The organism is Streptococcus cristatus ATCC 51100 (assembly GCF_000222765.1).
GTDB classification, from domain to species: domain Bacteria; phylum Bacillota; class Bacilli; order Lactobacillales; family Streptococcaceae; genus Streptococcus; species Streptococcus cristatus.
Genome location: NZ_AFUE01000009.1, coordinates 57,412 through 72,997, shown reverse-complemented (window position 1 = coordinate 72,997; position 15,586 = coordinate 57,412). Strand labels below are relative to the sequence as shown.

Here is a 15,586-nt window from a genome sequence, read left to right as displayed (position 1 = left end):
GATTCTATTTTATCACTTTTTTAGAGGGAAGAACAGGATGAACTAAAAGAAGCTGAGAAATCTGTAATATTGTTTGTCGCCTCTGCGCTTTTGTGTTAAAATATTCTACATGAAAGCTAAAAAAATCATTCTAACAACAACAGCTCTTTTGGGGGCTGGAGCGCTGGCCTTTGGGGCAGCCAAAGTCGTACAGGAACAGAAAAGACTGCGCAGTAGAGAAGAGATTGTTCGGGTCGTGCGGGAATTTTTTGCCAGCCAGGGACCGATTGCAACGGTCTATGTGGAACTTTATGAATCAAGCGACAGCCGCACTGTTGGAGGAGTTGTCCTAGAAGACGACCGTCATTTCACCTTCGTATATGAAAATGGTCAGCTGACCTATGAGGAAGAGTGATGATTCGGCCGCAAAGTATGGAAGAGCTAGCTTCTTATGTGGATCATAAGGGGAAGACTGTCTTCTTTTTTACAGCAGATTGGTGCGGAGACTGTCGCTTCATCAAGCCTTTTCTGCCAGAGATAGAAGCTGAAAATCCTGACTTCATCTTTATCGAGGTGGATCGGGATCGGTGTATGGCTGTGGCCCAAAAATGGGATGTTTATGGGATACCTAGTCTGGTTGTCGTGGAAGATGGACGAGAGATTGGTCGCTATGTCAATCGTGACCGCAAGACCAAGAGTCAAATCAATGATTTTTTAGCAAATTTGTAAGAAGTTTTAAAAGTATTTTTGGAGGAAGAAATGATTTTTACATATAACAAAGAGCATGTTGGAGATGTTCTCATGGTCATCGCTGCTGATGATCAGGGAGCTAAGTTGGCTGCTGAGCGCAAAGGAAATGTTGCGCGTGTTTACCGCGAAGATAATGTACAGACAGTAGCTTGGAACATTTTTGAACTGTCAGATCTTTTTGAAATTACAGAGCGCGGACAAGTTCAGCTGACGGATGAGCAGGTTGCGACTCTCAATCAAGAATTGACCAAAGAAGGCTTCCAAGCCGAGCTGGTTAATGATCGTGAACCTAAGTTTGTTGTGGGGGAAATCCTTGAGATGGTAGCCCATCCAGATAGTGACCACCTCAATATCTGCCAAGTGCAGGTGGCAGCTGATCAGACCGTTCAAATCGTGGCTGGTGCTCCGAATGCTCGTGTCGGTCTTAAGACGATCGTGGCTTTGCCTGGTGCTATGATGCCGAAGGGCAATCTCATCTTTCCAGGAGAACTCCGCGGCGAAAAGAGTTTTGGTATGATGTGCAGCCCACGGGAGCTCCAGTTGCCAAATGCGCCGCAAAAACGTGGGGTTATTGAATTATCAGAAGACCAAGTTGTCGGAACTCCATTTGACCCAGCCAAACACTGGACTGCCTAGGAAATTGTCAGTATTTGATAGACCAGATAGAGGGGGATAAGATGGCAAAAAATGTAGTGATTACAGGAGCGACATCTGGAATCGGTGAAGCCATTGCGCGAGCTTATCTGGAGCAGGGGGAGAATGTCGTTCTAACAGGGCGACGGACAGACAGACTGGAAGCCCTCAAATCAGAGTTTGCAGTAACCTATCCAAATCAAACAGTTTGGACTTTTCCACTGGATGTCACGGATATGGCTATGGTCAAGACTGTCTGCTCCGATATTTTGGAAACGATAAGGCAGATTGATATTTTGGTCAATAACGCTGGACTAGCTCTTGGCTTGGCTCCCTATCAAGACTATGAAGAATTGGATATGCTGACCATGTTGGATACCAATGTCAAAGGTTTGATGGCAGTCACTCGCTGTTTCTTGCCTTCTATGGTAGCAGCCAATCAAGGTCATATTATCAACATGGGATCAACCGCAGGAATCTATGCCTATGCAGGTGCAGCTGTCTATTCAGCCACAAAGGCAGCAGTTAAGACTTTTTCAGATGGACTGCGAATTGATACCATCGCAACGGACATCAAGGTGACAACTATTCAGCCTGGAATTGTCGAAACAGATTTTTCTAGAGTACGTTTCCACGGTGATAAAGAGAGGGCGGCGACGGTCTATCAGGGAATTGAGGCCTTGCAAGCTCAGGATATCGCAGACACGGTTGTTTATGTGACCAGTCAGCCCCGTCGTGTTCAGATTACAGATATGACCATTATGGCCAATCAACAGGCGACAGGTTTCATGGTGCATAAAAAATAAAAAATTTCTTCGAAAAGTTACAAATTTCTGTAACTTTTTTTGATTTCCTGCGAATAGATAAGTAGGAGGAAGAAAATATGTATAATAAAGTTATTCTGATCGGTCGGTTGACGGCTACACCAGAGTTACACAAGACAGCGAATGACAAGTCGGTCGCGCGTGCGACAGTGGCGGTGAATCGCCGTTATAAGAGTCAAAATGGAGAGCGTGAAGCGGATTTTATCAACCTTGTTGTCTGGGGGCGCTTGGCTGAAACCTTGGCAAGTTACGCTAGTAAGGGGAGTTTGATTTCTCTGGACGGAGAATTGCGGAGCCGCCGCTATGAAAAGGATGGAACCACTCATTATGTGACAGAAGTTCTTTGCAGTGGTTTTCAGCTTTTAGAAAGCCGAGCCCAGAGAGCACTCCGTGAGAATAATACTGGAGCAGATCTAGCAGATTTGGTGCTGGAAGAGGAGGAACTCCCTTTTTAAAAGTGGTTTTTCTGGTCTCGAGTGTTCATGATAAAAGAGAAGAAAGTTAGGAAAGTGCTCCTAGCTTTTTTTGATTAAAGGGCAGGTGGAGAAATAGACAACTGACGCAGATCATTTGCTTCATCAGGCCTGAAAAAGTATTTTATAAAGGAATTTTTATTGTTTTCCTATCTTAAATTTGGTATAATAAAGGTGAATCCAGAGGCAGGCTAGAAAGGAAAAAATCGGAAACGAAACAGCCGCTGATGGTCGCTTTGCACATTGTAGTTTGAAATAAGGAGAGGAGGTTTATCATGTCTTTGTCTACCTTATTTGAAGTATCAATAGCTATTTTGGGTGTGGCCTCTGCTGGTTACCTCATCTATGCCTATTATGAGTTTCTAAAAGATGTGGCTCATATGGAGAAAGTACATCATTTTCATCACGGAGGTTGAGACAAAAGTGTCTCGGCCTCGCTTTTTATTAGAAAGAGATCCTTGAGGTTGCAGCTGCTTGCCCAATAGCCATGGATTATCGAGCAACCTCGTGGGGCTAGGAATATTTGTAAGGTCTGGGAAAGCTTTTAATGCTGAGCTCAGCAACAGGGAGCCAAGCTGGATGTTTGAAACTTTAGTGCTATCCTAGAGCCTCCCTGATATTCTAGTCCTCTTGGTTTTCATATTGATTTAAAAATGTTAAAATAGTAGGCAAGAAAGCGGAGAGAATGCATGCCAAAAGAAGAAAATTTAACGGGGAATCAGGTTGTAGCCCTAACAAAAAAATATTTAGCTGCAGAGGATGTGGCTTTTGTTCAAAAAGCGTTGATCTATGCGATGGAATGCCATAGCGGACAAACTCGTAAGTCGGGAGAGCCCTATATTGTCCATCCGATTCAAGTGGCGGGAATTTTAGCCAAGCTCAAGTTGGATGCTGTTTCAGTAGCCTGTGGTTTTTTGCATGATGTCGTAGAGGATACGGCGGCGACCTTGGATGATCTGGAGCGGGAATTTGGCCATGATGTGCGCGTGATTGTGGATGGTGTGACCAAGCTTGGGAAAGTCAAATACAAGTCTCACGAAGAACAGTTGGCGGAAAATCATCGCAAGATGCTCATGGCCATGTCAGAAGACCTTCGAGTGATCTTGGTCAAGTTGGCTGACCGTCTGCATAATATGCGTACTCTGAATCATTTACGGCCAGACAAGCAGGAGCGGATCTCGCAGGAAACGATGGAAATCTATGCTCCTCTGGCCCATCGTTTGGGGATTTCCAGTGTCAAGTGGGAATTGGAAGACTTATCTTTCCGTTATCTCAATCCAACGGAATTTTATAAAATCTCCCATATGATGAAGGAGAAGCGTCGAGAGCGGGAAGCTCTGGTAGAGGAAGTTGTCCACAAGATTGAAACCTATGCGGGAGAGCGCAATCTTCATGGGAAGATCTATGGTCGTCCCAAGCATATTTACTCCATCTATCGCAAAATGCAGGACAAGAAGAAGCGGTTTGATGAGATTTATGATCTGATTGCTATTCGCTGCATTTTGAGCACCCACAGTGATGTCTATGCCATGCTGGGCTATATCCATGAGCTTTGGAAACCCATGCCTGGGCGTTTCAAGGACTATATTGCCAACCGCAAGGCCAACGGCTACCAGTCCATCCATACGACCGTTTATGGACCTAAAGGTCCGATTGAGTTTCAGATTCGAACCAAGGAAATGCACGAAGTCGCAGAATACGGGGTCGCGGCTCACTGGGCCTATAAAAAAGGAATTAAGGGTCAAGTTGACGGCAAGGAATCTGCCATCGGGATGAATTGGATCAAGGAATTGATGGAATTGCAGAATCAGTCTGGTGATGCTAAGGAATTTGTTGATTCGGTTAAGGAAAGCTACCTAGCTGAGGAAATCTATGTCTTCACACCGGATGGAGCAGTGCGTTCTTTGCCTAAGGACTCAGGACCCATTGATTTTGCCTATGAGATCCATACTAAGGTTGGGGAGAAGGCGACAGGAGCCAAGGTTAATGGCCGCATGGTGCCGCTCAATACCAAGCTGAAGACTGGGGATCAGGTGGAAATTATCACCAATGCCAATTCCTTTGGACCGAGTCGTGACTGGCTTAATCTTGTCAAGACCAGCAAGGCTAGAAATAAAATCCGTCAATTCTTTAAAAATCAAGACAAGGAGCTGTCTATTTCTAAAGGGCGAGAGCTCTTGCAGGCTCAATTTCAGGAGAATGGTTATGTAGCCAATAAGTACATGGACAAGAAGCACATGGAAGATGTGCTCCAAAAGACCAGCTATAAGACTGAAGAAGCGCTTTTTGCGGCAATTGGTTTCGGTGAGATCGGTGCCATTAGTATTTTCAATCGTTTGACAGAAAAAGAGCGCCGTGAGGAAGAGAGGGCCAAGGCTAAAGCAGAGGCAGAGGAATTGGTCAAGGGCGGTGAAGTTAAGGTCGAAAATAAAAAAGACACCCTTAAAGTCAAGCACGAAGGCGGTGTGGTCATTCAGGGGGCGTCTGGTCTCCTCATTCGGATTGCTAAGTGCTGTAATCCTGTGCCTGGTGACGACATTGTAGGTTACATTACCAAAGGACGCGGCGTGGCCATCCATCGGCAAGACTGTATGAATCTCAAGGCTCAGGAAAATTACGAACAGCGCTTGCTTGATGTGGAATGGGAAGAAAATAATTCGACTAAAGAGTACACGGCTCACATTGATATTTATGGTCTCAATCGGTCTGGCCTCCTTAACGATGTGTTGCAGGTGCTGTCTAATACCACCAAAAACATCTCAACGGTTAATGCCCAGCCAACTAAGGATATGAAATTTGCTAATATCCATGTTTCTTTTGGCATTGCCAATCTGTCCATGCTGACGACGGTGGTGGACAAGATCAAGAGTGTGCCAGAGGTGTATTCGGTCAAGCGAACCAATGGCTAAGTGCGAGCCTGTCAGAGTAGATAGTAGTCAGAAATAAAGGAAAAGATATGAAAATTGTCATTCAGCGTGTCAAACGTGCTCAGGTCAGTATTGCCCAGCAGCTGCATAGCAGCATTGAACAAGGTCTCCTGCTTTTGGTAGGTGTCGGGCCTGATGATAGTCAGGAAGATATGGACTATGCAGTCAGGAAAATTGTCAATATGCGGATTTTTTCCGATGCTGAGGATAAGATGAATCTTTCTGTTCAAGATATCGGAGGGGAGATTCTTTCCATTTCCCAATTTACGCTCCATGCAGATACCAAAAAGGGAAATCGGCCAGCCTTTACAGGTGCAGCCAAGCCGGATATGGCTAGTTCCTTTTATGACAAGTTTAACCAGCTGTTAGCTGAGCAAGTGCCAGTCAAGACGGGCGTGTTCGGAGCAGATATGCAGGTGGAATTGGTAAATGATGGCCCAGTGACCATTCTGCTTGACACTAAAAATCGGTGAAGGAATTGCGCGCCTTTTGAAGGTTAGTGGTTTAAGACCAAGCAAAAAATAGTTTACTTCTTTTCTAGATAAAACTCATATTTATAGGCTTCATAAGTAACTTTTAATGGCCCATGCTGATTTCCTTAAAAGTTCTTATGAGGCTTTTTGTGTGGTTTAAAGGCGATATTATTCTAGCAGGTGGATTTGGAGTTGATAGGGCGGAAGGGAAGACATGGGTTGCTCCTTGTCAGATGCGACAGATGTGTAGGGCTTATTGGAAAAGGGCTTTACGACTTATGGTATAATGATATATATAAGTTTGAGAAGTCTCTTAATCTTTTCAAACTGATTTTCATAAAAAGAATAGGAAATAATATGCGCTCGATTCTTGCCTTGTACGTCACCCTGATGCCGGTCATTCTGGCTGGAGTACTGAATATGATCTTTTGCAAGTCTTCACTGCTAGAGGCAACTTATCGGCCCATGGATGGTGGGCTGGTTTTAAAGGATGGGAAGAGGCTGTTTGGGGCTAACAAGACCTGGAAAGGTTTCTTTGGCATGATTGTCTGGGGAGCTTTGGCTCAGATTCTCTGGGGATTGCTCTTAAAGAGTATTCCCACTCTAGAGAAGCTGCACTTGGTCTATGCCTTCTACGAAAATACCGTGCTCTTTAATCTAGTGCTTGGGGCTCTTTTGGGGCTGGCCTATGTTTTGTTTGAGTTGCCCAATAGCTTTATCAAGCGCCGTTTGGAAATCAGAGAGGGCAAGACGGCGGAGAATGGCTGGAAATGGACCTTTATCTGGATAGACCAGATTGATTCCTTGATTGGCTGTATTATTTTCTTACTTTTCTATATCCCTCTGTCTTGGCAGCAGATGCTGGGCATTCTAATCCTAGGGGCGGGCACGCATCTAGGAGTCAACCGCCTGCTCTACTGGGCTAAGCTTAGAAAAAATCGTATGTGAGATGGGAGTTTTTGATGAAAGAACTATGGCTGGAAAAAGAGCCTTCGGCCGTCTATGGCGGTAAAATCAATCAGTTAATCAACCTCTGTCAGCTGGGGTTTTCGGTTCCTAAGGGGTTGATTTTGCCAGCGGACCAAGTAATGGCTTGGCTAAGAGCGGCTCTGCCAGAATATTCAAAAGAGGGACTTAAAGAGTTAATTCATTTGGGCAAGGAGGAAATTGCGGAGCGTTTGCAGCAATATCCCTTGGAGTCAGCTTGGCTACAGGAGTTAGCATCCTTTTGTCAGGAAAATCAAGCATATATAGTTCGCAGCAGTGCCATCTTAGAAGACGGGCAGGCCATGTCATTTGCCGGTCAATATGACTCGATTGGCGACTGCTGGACATTGTCAGAAATTGAGCAGGGCATTCGCTCTTGTCTGCTTTCTCTTTTTAATCCAGAAGCCTTGGCCTACTGGCAGCGTCAAGGGCTGCCTGAGCAGGATTTTGCCATGGCAGTGCTGATTCAGGAGCAGATAGAGCCTGACTTCAGTGGCGTCTGCTTTTCCCTTGATGTGGCAACTAATCAGGACCAGACCATGCTGTTGGAGTATGTAAAAGGCTCGGCTGATAGCTTGGTTAGTGGCCAAGTTAATCCTGAGCAGCTGACTCTTCCTTGGTACAATCCGACCTGGAGCCAGTTTGAAAAAGTTGAAATGCCTCGGGCAGTCTTGCAGAAGCTGCACGAGCAAGTTTTACAGATTGTGGCGTATTTTGGTCAGCCAATGGATATTGAGTGGTGTGCTGTCCAAGAGCAAGTCTATCTGCTGCAGGCTCGGCCCATTACAACAGTACCAACTAAAATAGACAGTGGCCGCTGGACAACAGCAAATTTTCGAGATGGAGGCGTGGCGGCTCAGCCCTGTCCCAACCTGATGTGGAGCCTTTATCGCCATTCTTGGCAAGAGGCACTCTCTAGCTTTTTGCTGGCAATTGGCCTAGAGCCTGAAGGAGTTATGCCTCCGCTGATGCGTCTCCATTATGCTCGGCCTTTCTGGAACTTAGGCGTGGTCAAGCAAGGTATGGAGCAGATTCCGGGTTATATTGAGCGAGACTTTGATGATGAGCTGGGAGTCAATAAAGACTACCAAGGTCAAGGTTTTACCAGCAAATTAAGTCCAGCCTTGCTCTTGAATTTCCTGCGGGTAGCCTTGAAAACGCAAAAAGTAACTAAGAATTTTCTGCATCAGGCACCAGACAAGCTGCAAGAGCTGCGTCAGCAATTTACCCACCTGAATCAAGAAATACGAGAACTGAACGACCAAAGCCCGCTGCAGCAGGTCGAGAATCTTTGGCAGTTAGTGCTAAATCAGGTTTATTTAGACAGTGAGGGAACTTATTTCTGGCAGGCCTACATCAATACGGTCCAGCTGTCTATGAAAAAGACCAGTCTCCTCAAATGGCTGACAGTCGATGAATTTTTCCAACTGATAGCTAAGTTAGGAAATGTTTCGCATACCAAGCCTTTGGCTCGGATGCTGGAAGCTGCGGATCTTATTTTGGCAGACGAGAAACTGACAGACGATTGGTTGAAGCTATCGGTGGAAAAGTTGCAGGAACTGGCTGCACAATATCCTGAGCGAGCTGATTTTATCAAGATTCAGGATTTCCAAAAGGACTTTGGCTACCACTCGGCTCGGGAGCTGGACTTGCGAGTAGCCAGTTACGAAGAAGATGCTCATCAGGTCCTGACAGCGGTCCAACAGTTGGTTGCTGATTCAGCGTATTACCAAGCGGCTAGAGCTTCGCTCAGTCTTGTCTCAGAGTCTGAACTTGATCTTGCTCATCTATCTCGAGCCAAGCAGAAAAAGATAGAAAAAATCAGTCAAGACTTGAGGAACTTGCTCTGGTGGCGGGAGGAGTTCAAGGATATTTCCACGCGCTATTACCACCTCATTCGCCAGATTAGCCTCAAACTCGGCCGAACCTATGAAAAGCGAGGCTTTCTGAAAAATGAACAAGATATCTTTTACATTAAGAAAGAAAGCCTGACTGCCTTTATGGAAGGGCAAAAGACTGCTGACCAGCTCCAAGAAGAAGCAGCTGATAATCAGCATTACTGCCAAGCCTATCAGAATTTTGAGCCAGCGGGTGATTTGACTAATAAAGAGATGAGCTTGGAAAAGGTAGCCCATGACAGTCAGGCCCTGCTGACGGGAATGCCAGCCAGCAGCGGTCAGGTGACCGGTCGGGTTCGAGTCCTCTTGGATTTGGCGGATATTGAGACGATTGAGCCGGGAGAAATCCTTGTTACTCGCTATACAGATACGGGCTGGAGTTATGTTTTTGGTATTCTGGGCGGTCTTGTGACAGAGTACGGTGGAGTTCTCTGCCATGCATCCATTGTCGCTCGGGAATGCGGGATTCCAGCTCTGGTCTGTGCCAAGAATGCAACTCAGCTGCTAGAAACTGGCATGCTGGTAACCTTAGATGGAAGAAGAGGAGAAATAAGAATTCATGAAGAAGAATGAACCTTTGTTTATCGGTGAATACGATAAATCTGTTATCCTGACCTATATGGGCGCTGCTTTTGCACTGTTGGCAGTCTATGCCGTCATTCAGTCTCAGCTGCGGTTAGCTATGATGTCCTTTATCGTTAGTGGTATCTGTGACCTCTTTGACGGTGTGGTTGCGCGACGGATGAAGCGGACTGAAAGTCAGAAGCGCTTCGGCATTGAGATTGATTCGCTCTGCGACATGATTAGCTTTGCGGCTCTTCCGGCGGTGCTCCTCATGACTCAGCTGCCCTTGGGAGCGGCCAATATTATCTTGGCTGTCCTCTATGTCTTGGCTGCAGTTACTCGCTTGGCGCATTTTAACCGCTTGGCCAAGCATGATGAAGGATCTGGCTCGTATTTTATCGGCTTGCCCGTGACCTACAGCGCCCTCTTTTTTCCTCTGACCTATCTGGTCTGTCAATGGCTGGCGCCTGGTTTCTTTGCTTGGGTGTGGCTGGGCCTGTCTCTTTTGCTGACCTTTCTATTTGTCTACAACTGCCGTATTCCCAAGCCCAATAAGCTGGCCTATCTGGCCTTTGCGATTCTAGCAGTTGCAAGTCTGATTGGTCTGGGGGTTCTCCCGTATGGTTAAGGTCTATCAAAGAAAGACTAGCCAAGTATTGGAACCGATTGAATACAAGGCGGGTCTGTTAGACAAGCTTTATGGTACTGCCTGGGGTCGATTCCTATTGCCTTTCTTGACCCGACCTAGCCTGTCTTATCTTCTGACTTTGAAAGACTACACTCCTTTTTCTCGCAAGAAAATAGCAACTTTTGTAGAAAATTATCAGCTGGATCTGGCTGACTATGAGGATGGCCCTTATTCTAGCTTTGCCGCTTTTTTTCAGCGGAAAATCAAGCCTGATTTGCGTCCAATCTGTCCTGACAGTCAAGTATTGGCAGTGGCAGATGCCAAGCTAGAGGCTTTTACCATTAGTCAGGACTTACGGCTGACAATTAAGGGTCAGACATACAGGCTAGCTGACTTACTGCTGGATGAAGAGTTAGCTCAGCTGTTTAGTGGCGGAACAGCGCTGGTTTATCGACTGGGAGTGGAAGACCTGCACCGCTATCTGGCTGCTGAATCCGGCAGCATTACCCAAAGACGAAAAATCAAGGGACGCCTGCATACGGTCAGACAGGTAGCCCAGAAGTGGCGCCTCATTTACAAAGAAAATAAAAGAGAATACTGTCTTTTAGATACCGACCTAGGACCTGTCCTGCAGATGGAAGTAGGGGCTCTTTTGGTCGGAAGAATATACAATCACAGTCAGGACCATTTGGTCAGGGGGCAGGAGAAGGGTTGCTTTGGTCTGGGTGGCTCAACCATTCTTGTCCTCTATCCAGCAGGCACGATTCGCTTGGATCAGGATATCCTGACTTACTCAGACCTCGGAATAGAAACCCAGATTCAAATGGGGGAAAAGATTGGAGAAAAGCTATGTTTAAACGATTAGCTGTTTATTATAAGGAAATGTTTCCTTTGCTACCGCGCTTTTTTGTGGCTGCCATCATGTTTTTTGAGATTTATTTTGTCCTTCTGCTCAATGACGGAGTGACCACCTTTCACTTTGACCATCAGGAGTTGATCGGAATTTTTACCATTTTCGTCTTTCTGATGATTCTGCGGATCGCAGATGATTTCAAGGACTACGAGACCGATAGACGGCTCTTTCCTCATCGGGCTCTGCCATCTGGCCGGGTGAAAAAGAAGGACTTGGCTATTGCCCTCAGCTTTATCGTAGCTGTGTCTGTACTTCTCAATGTTCTCTTTATGAACAATATCGGCTGGTTCCTCTTTCTCTATATCTACGGAACTCTCATGTCCTTCTGGTTCTTCAAGCGTGATAAAATTCAAAATTCTCTGCCACTGGCTCTAGTGACCCATAATCCAGTCATGATGATTTTGAATCTCTATACCATTTCTTTTGTCTGCTACAAGTACAATCTGCCTCTCTTGTCCTTGCCGACTGTCTTGCTGGCCTTTACCATGTATTTCCCAAGTCTGATCTGGGAAGTCTGCCGCAAGATTCGGGCGCCAAAAGACGAGACAGAGTATGTGACCTATTCTAAGCTTTTTGGTTACAAAAAAGCCACTCGCTTTATCGAGGTGGTGACTCTGCTGGATATCTTGACCAATTTCGCCCTTCTCTGGAATATTTCCCATGTCGGAGTAGTGGTCTTGGTGCTGAATGTCATCTGGATGACCATCCAGTTTGAGCAGTTTATCAAGGATCCGACTCGCTTTAATATCCGAGAGCGGGTGGAACGCTATACCTATATCACGGAGACGACCATGGTTCTGTCCGTTGCTGTTTATCTCTTGATGGGGGTACTTTGATGAAAAGAATCAAGCAGACAGGGCTTGACCAGGTCGGAGGCAAGGCCTATCATTTGCTGAAAATGCAGGCTGCTGGCTTGCCGATTCCTGACTTTGCAGTGTTTGCTTTTGACTTTTTTCAAAAATCTGCTAGCTCTGCTGACTTGGAGCGGATGGAAGCAGCCTATCGGTCTGGAGAGTTGGACTTGTCCCAGCTCAGTCAGCAACTTCAGGACTGGGCTAAAGAACAGTTTGTTCAAGAAGATTTGACAGCGGCAGAAAACTGGATTCGGCAGGAGTTTTTTCAGAAAGACTGTCGCTTTGCAGTCCGCTCATCAGCAACCATTGAGGATGGGAAGGCTTCATCATTTGCCGGTCAGTTTGAGAGTCAGCTCAATGTGAAGCCAGAAGGACTTAAAGAAGCCATCCAAGCGACCTTGCTCTCTCTTTATCAGGAGTCGGCTCTTAGTTATCTGTTTGAGCAAGGCCTATCTTTGAAGCAGGCACAGATGATTTGCCTTGTGCAGGTCATGCAGGAGGGAGACTTGTCTGGGATTTACTTCACAGCTAATCCCAAGGGCATTCTGAACGAGCACATCATTGTCATCGGTCGGGGCTTGGGCAACAAGGTTGTTGAGGATAAGATTCCTACAACCATGGTGACGCTCCATCCCAAGGACCAGCTCTTTTATACAGAGCAGACGGAGGACTCGCCAGACTTATCGCAGGAACTACTTGAGGACTTACAGGCCATGGCTGGTCAAGTAAGTCAGCTTTTCGGACCTTACATGGATATGGAGTTTACCTTCGCAAATGGGCAGCTCTATCTCTTGCAGGCACGACCTATTACCACCTTGCCTGAAGGACAGCGGATTATTCTGGATAACAGCAACATTGTCGAGAGCTATCCTGGCGTTTCCAGCCCTCTGACTACTAGCTTTATTCAAGAGGCTTATGCCAGCATTTTCCGCAGTCTTGCCCAGCGCTTGGTTGGCAAGGATGCCCCTGAGTTAGCTGCCTATGAAGACACTTTTCAAAATATGCTGCAGCCGGTCAATAGCCGGGTTTATTACCAGATTCAGAGTTGGTATCAGCTCTTGCAGCTTTTGCCTTTTTCGAAGAAAATCATTCCTATCTGGCAGGATATGCTGGGAGTGAGAGAGACAGAGGTGCCTCAGATGCCAGTGCACTTGTCTACTTTCAAACGTCTGCAAATCATGCTTCGAATCATCCGAGAGTTTTGGACGGCACCCAAGCAAATGCGGCAATTGGAAGAGCAGTTTGCCCAGATTCAGCGCGAATACGAAGCGAGCTTTTCTCCCGACGCAGATGCAGAGACTTTGATTGGCTTGGTCAGTAAGCTGAAAGAGGATATTCTGGCTAACTGGGACATTACGCTGGTTAATGACCTCTATGCTTTTGTCTATACTGGTCTCTTAAAGAAGTCGCGCCGAGGTGGGGCTGTTCAGGCTGAGATTGCGGGAATTGAGCAGATTGAAAGTATGAGGCCGGCTTTGGCTCTGCAGGCTTTAACAGTTCAGCTGAAAGCAGAAGAAAATGCAGAGATTAGACAGGCCATGGCAAGTGAAAGTCCAGCAGTCTTTCTAAGTCGCCAGCACCCTTTGGTCCAAGAAATTGCCCATTTTATCCATGAATTTGGTGATCGAGCTCCGGAAGAGTTGAAGTTAGAAACACCAACCTTCCGAACGCACCCAGAGCGTCTGCTCAAGCTCCTGTTGCAAATGTGCCAGCAAGAGGAGAAGAAGCTGGCTCCTCGGAAATTTGAAGAAGCTGAGCAAAAATCAGGCTGGTGGACGAATTTTCTTCGCAAGCGAGCCATGACGGGTGTTAAATATCGGGAAAGTTCCCGCTTAAACCGTACACGGATCTATGGCATGATGCGGCAGATTTTTCGAACGCTTGGGCAGCAATTAGTCGAGCAAGGGCTGCTGGGTGCAACAGATGATGTTTTTTATCTGACAAAGGAAGAATTGTTTGAGCTGACCAGAACGCCCAGAGATGTTAGTGGCTTGATAGACGAGCGTCGAGAGAAGTTGGAGGCTGATAAAGAACTGCCAACCTTTAGTCGCTATGTTTTTGTTGGACAGGTCTTTGAGAAATATCTGAAACCGCAAAACCGCACCAGCAGTCATAATACGGGTAATCAAGCCTTACAAGGGATTGGCTGCTCGCCTGGCTGCGTCAAGGCTCAGGTTTTGGTCGTGGAGGATGTGCAGGAAATTGAGTCTGCTCAGGACCGGATTATCGTGACCAAGATGACCGATCCGGGCTGGGTCTATCTTTTGACCCAAGCCAAGGGAGTCATTGCAGAGCAGGGGTCTCTGCTCTCTCACACAGCTATTATTTCCCGCGAGTTGGGGATTCCCTCCATTGTCAATGTCAGAGGCGCCTGCAGTCAGCTGCGGAATGGCGACTGGATTGAGATGGATGGCCTTACTGGCAAGATTCGACTGATCAAGGAGGAAGACCATGCTGCAAATTAAACCTGTCAAACCCAATACTGCAGAGCTGGCCGATTTTCTAGCTCTGCCCAAGCAGATTTACCAGCCAGACCACCTCATGCAGTCGGAAGAGGAAGAGCAGGCTTTGATTGAAGGCAGTCACCCGCTGAGTTCTGACCTAGAAACCTATGCCTTTGTTGGCTATAAGGACAGTCGACCTTGTATTCGCGGACTTCTGACCTTCTATCCAGGTGATGAGGCTGCTTACTTGGGATTTTTCGAGTCAATCCATGACCAACAGCTTGCATCTGCTTTTATCGAGCATTTAGCAGGTTTCGCCCGCAGTCTCGGAGCGATTAAGATAATCGGTCCCGTACAGGCAAGTTTTTGGCTGGGCTATCGAATGCAGCTGACTGGAACAGAGGAGTTTCCTTTTACTGGAGAACCTCATAATCCAGCCTATTATTCTGAGCTATGGCAGGCTGCAGGTTTTGAGCTCAAGGAGCGCTATCTGTCCAATTTTTATCCCAAGGTAAGCAATCAAACTCATCAGGACAAGTTGGCTCATCGCTTTGAGTCTTTTGAAGAAGCGGGATTCACTATTTGCTCTCCAAAGAAGCAGGAGTGGGAAAAAGCTTCGCTGCAGGTTTTTGAGCTCCTCAATCGCCTCTATCAAGATTTTCCGATTTATCGATCAATTTCCAGTCAGCAGTTCAGTCAGATTTTTCAAAAATACCAGTATATTCTTGATTTTTCAATGGTTAAGCTGGCCTATAAGGAGAGCAAGCTAGCAGGTTTTCTGATTGCCATGCCAGACTATGGCTCTCTGGTCTATCAAAGGCTGACCCCTTTTAACCTAGCCAAGCTTTTTTGGACCAAGCGTTTTCCCAAACGTTATACGATTATGTATCTAGGAGTAGATGAACAATTCTTGGGCTTGGGCTCTGCCTTGGCCTATCCGATTTTTAAAGAAGCACAGAAGCGACAGGCTTCAGCTATTGGAGCCCTGATTCACCAAAATACCGTCACGCGCCACTATGCAGCAGAATTGCAAGGGGACAAGCATGAGTACGGCCTCTTTGAGTTGGATTTGGGGCTTGGATGATCTGTAAACAGTAGGTTCTCTCCCAGAGAATCTGCTTTTTACTTGTCGCTAAAATGGAGACCTTTTCGACAGCTGAAAGAAAAGTATTTTATCAGGCTAAGGGATTGCAATTTAGAGTAAAATCCAGTAAAATTTTTATTAGTTTATTATATGAA

15 protein-coding genes are annotated in these 15,586 nt (G+C 46.3%); all 15 read left to right on the top strand.

Going from position 1 to position 15,586, the window contains the following annotated elements:
* Positions 1-109 precede the first annotated feature (109 nt).
* The 15 genes from HMPREF9960_RS08685 (at position 110) to HMPREF9960_RS08620 (ending at position 15,431) form a co-directional block, all read left to right on the top strand.
* Positions 110-394 carry a DUF4651 domain-containing protein gene (locus HMPREF9960_RS08685; RefSeq protein ID WP_005591253.1) on the top strand — a complete coding sequence of 95 codons (285 nt, stop codon included), beginning with the start codon at positions 110-112 and terminating at the stop codon, positions 392-394.
* On the top strand, positions 394-708 hold the full coding sequence (locus HMPREF9960_RS08680) for a thioredoxin family protein (protein ID WP_005591252.1): 315 nt from the start codon (positions 394-396) through the stop codon (positions 706-708). The genes HMPREF9960_RS08685 and HMPREF9960_RS08680 overlap by 1 nt, the downstream gene beginning before the upstream one ends.
* A gap of 30 nt (positions 709-738) precedes the next feature.
* Entirely contained in the window at positions 739-1,365 is a 627-nt protein-coding gene (gene ytpR / locus HMPREF9960_RS08675; protein WP_005591251.1) for a YtpR family tRNA-binding protein, read from the top strand.
* 41 nt (positions 1,366-1,406) lie between these two features.
* A complete protein-coding gene (locus HMPREF9960_RS08670) occupies positions 1,407-2,168 on the top strand; it encodes an SDR family NAD(P)-dependent oxidoreductase (protein ID WP_037586376.1) in 762 nt (253 codons plus the stop codon).
* Between the two features lie 77 nt (positions 2,169-2,245).
* Positions 2,246-2,641 (top strand): single-stranded DNA-binding protein, encoded by a 396-nt coding sequence (locus HMPREF9960_RS08665; protein WP_005591249.1) that lies wholly within the window; start codon positions 2,246-2,248, stop codon positions 2,639-2,641.
* A 293-nt stretch (positions 2,642-2,934) separates the two neighbouring features.
* Complete coding sequence (locus tag HMPREF9960_RS10685) at positions 2,935-3,075, top strand: hypothetical protein (protein WP_005591248.1); 141 nt, start codon at positions 2,935-2,937, stop codon at positions 3,073-3,075.
* Between the two features lie 273 nt (positions 3,076-3,348).
* Complete coding sequence (locus tag HMPREF9960_RS08660) at positions 3,349-5,568, top strand: RelA/SpoT family protein (protein ID WP_005592469.1); 2,220 nt, start codon at positions 3,349-3,351, stop codon at positions 5,566-5,568.
* A gap of 47 nt (positions 5,569-5,615) precedes the next feature.
* Entirely contained in the window at positions 5,616-6,059 is a 444-nt protein-coding gene (dtd, locus tag HMPREF9960_RS08655) for a D-aminoacyl-tRNA deacylase (RefSeq protein ID WP_005591246.1), read from the top strand.
* A 357-nt stretch (positions 6,060-6,416) separates the two neighbouring features.
* Positions 6,417-7,007: a CDP-archaeol synthase gene (locus tag HMPREF9960_RS08650; protein ID WP_005592451.1), complete on the top strand. Its 591-nt coding sequence runs from the start codon at positions 6,417-6,419 to the stop codon at positions 7,005-7,007.
* 14 nt (positions 7,008-7,021) lie between these two features.
* Positions 7,022-9,517, top strand: a complete 2,496-nt coding sequence (locus HMPREF9960_RS08645) for a PEP/pyruvate-binding domain-containing protein (protein WP_005592447.1) — start codon at positions 7,022-7,024, stop codon at positions 9,515-9,517.
* Positions 9,504-10,136 carry a CDP-alcohol phosphatidyltransferase family protein gene (locus tag HMPREF9960_RS08640; RefSeq protein WP_005591243.1) on the top strand — a complete coding sequence of 211 codons (633 nt, stop codon included), beginning with the start codon at positions 9,504-9,506 and terminating at the stop codon, positions 10,134-10,136. The genes HMPREF9960_RS08645 and HMPREF9960_RS08640 overlap by 14 nt, the downstream gene beginning before the upstream one ends.
* Positions 10,129-11,001: a phosphatidylserine decarboxylase gene (locus HMPREF9960_RS08635; protein ID WP_005591242.1), complete on the top strand. Its 873-nt coding sequence runs from the start codon at positions 10,129-10,131 to the stop codon at positions 10,999-11,001. The genes HMPREF9960_RS08640 and HMPREF9960_RS08635 overlap by 8 nt, the downstream gene beginning before the upstream one ends.
* Entirely contained in the window at positions 10,986-11,885 is a 900-nt protein-coding gene (locus tag HMPREF9960_RS08630) for a UbiA family prenyltransferase (protein WP_005591241.1), read from the top strand. The genes HMPREF9960_RS08635 and HMPREF9960_RS08630 overlap by 16 nt, the downstream gene beginning before the upstream one ends.
* Positions 11,885-14,368: a phosphoenolpyruvate synthase gene (locus tag HMPREF9960_RS08625; protein ID WP_005591240.1), complete on the top strand. Its 2,484-nt coding sequence runs from the start codon at positions 11,885-11,887 to the stop codon at positions 14,366-14,368. Before HMPREF9960_RS08630 ends, HMPREF9960_RS08625 begins: the two co-directional genes overlap by 1 nt.
* A complete protein-coding gene (locus tag HMPREF9960_RS08620) occupies positions 14,355-15,431 on the top strand; it encodes a hypothetical protein (protein WP_005591239.1) in 1,077 nt (358 codons plus the stop codon). Before HMPREF9960_RS08625 ends, HMPREF9960_RS08620 begins: the two co-directional genes overlap by 14 nt.
* The last annotated feature ends 155 nt before the right edge of the window (positions 15,432-15,586 follow it).

What these genes read in the sequence shown, in the direction of transcription:
- HMPREF9960_RS08665 (WP_005591249.1), top strand. Translation starts at nt 2,246, where the DNA reads ATGTATAATAAAGTTATTCTGATCGGTCGGTTGACGGCTACACCAGAG.
- HMPREF9960_RS08660 (WP_005592469.1), top strand. Translation starts at nt 3,349, where the DNA reads ATGCCAAAAGAAGAAAATTTAACGGGGAATCAGGTTGTAGCCCTAACA.
- HMPREF9960_RS08680 (WP_005591252.1), top strand. Translation starts at nt 394, where the DNA reads ATGATTCGGCCGCAAAGTATGGAAGAGCTAGCTTCTTATGTGGATCAT.
- HMPREF9960_RS08685 (WP_005591253.1), top strand. Translation starts at nt 110, where the DNA reads ATGAAAGCTAAAAAAATCATTCTAACAACAACAGCTCTTTTGGGGGCT.
- ytpR (WP_005591251.1), top strand. Translation starts at nt 739, where the DNA reads ATGATTTTTACATATAACAAAGAGCATGTTGGAGATGTTCTCATGGTC.
- HMPREF9960_RS08635 (WP_005591242.1), top strand. Translation starts at nt 10,129, where the DNA reads ATGGTTAAGGTCTATCAAAGAAAGACTAGCCAAGTATTGGAACCGATT.
- HMPREF9960_RS08670 (WP_037586376.1), top strand. Translation starts at nt 1,407, where the DNA reads ATGGCAAAAAATGTAGTGATTACAGGAGCGACATCTGGAATCGGTGAA.
- HMPREF9960_RS08640 (WP_005591243.1), top strand. Translation starts at nt 9,504, where the DNA reads ATGAAGAAGAATGAACCTTTGTTTATCGGTGAATACGATAAATCTGTT.
- HMPREF9960_RS08645 (WP_005592447.1), top strand. Translation starts at nt 7,022, where the DNA reads ATGAAAGAACTATGGCTGGAAAAAGAGCCTTCGGCCGTCTATGGCGGT.
- HMPREF9960_RS08625 (WP_005591240.1), top strand. Translation starts at nt 11,885, where the DNA reads ATGAAAAGAATCAAGCAGACAGGGCTTGACCAGGTCGGAGGCAAGGCC.
- dtd (WP_005591246.1), top strand. Translation starts at nt 5,616, where the DNA reads ATGAAAATTGTCATTCAGCGTGTCAAACGTGCTCAGGTCAGTATTGCC.
- HMPREF9960_RS08630 (WP_005591241.1), top strand. Translation starts at nt 10,986, where the DNA reads ATGTTTAAACGATTAGCTGTTTATTATAAGGAAATGTTTCCTTTGCTA.
- HMPREF9960_RS08650 (WP_005592451.1), top strand. Translation starts at nt 6,417, where the DNA reads ATGCGCTCGATTCTTGCCTTGTACGTCACCCTGATGCCGGTCATTCTG.
- HMPREF9960_RS10685 (WP_005591248.1), top strand. Translation starts at nt 2,935, where the DNA reads ATGTCTTTGTCTACCTTATTTGAAGTATCAATAGCTATTTTGGGTGTG.
- HMPREF9960_RS08620 (WP_005591239.1), top strand. Translation starts at nt 14,355, where the DNA reads ATGCTGCAAATTAAACCTGTCAAACCCAATACTGCAGAGCTGGCCGAT.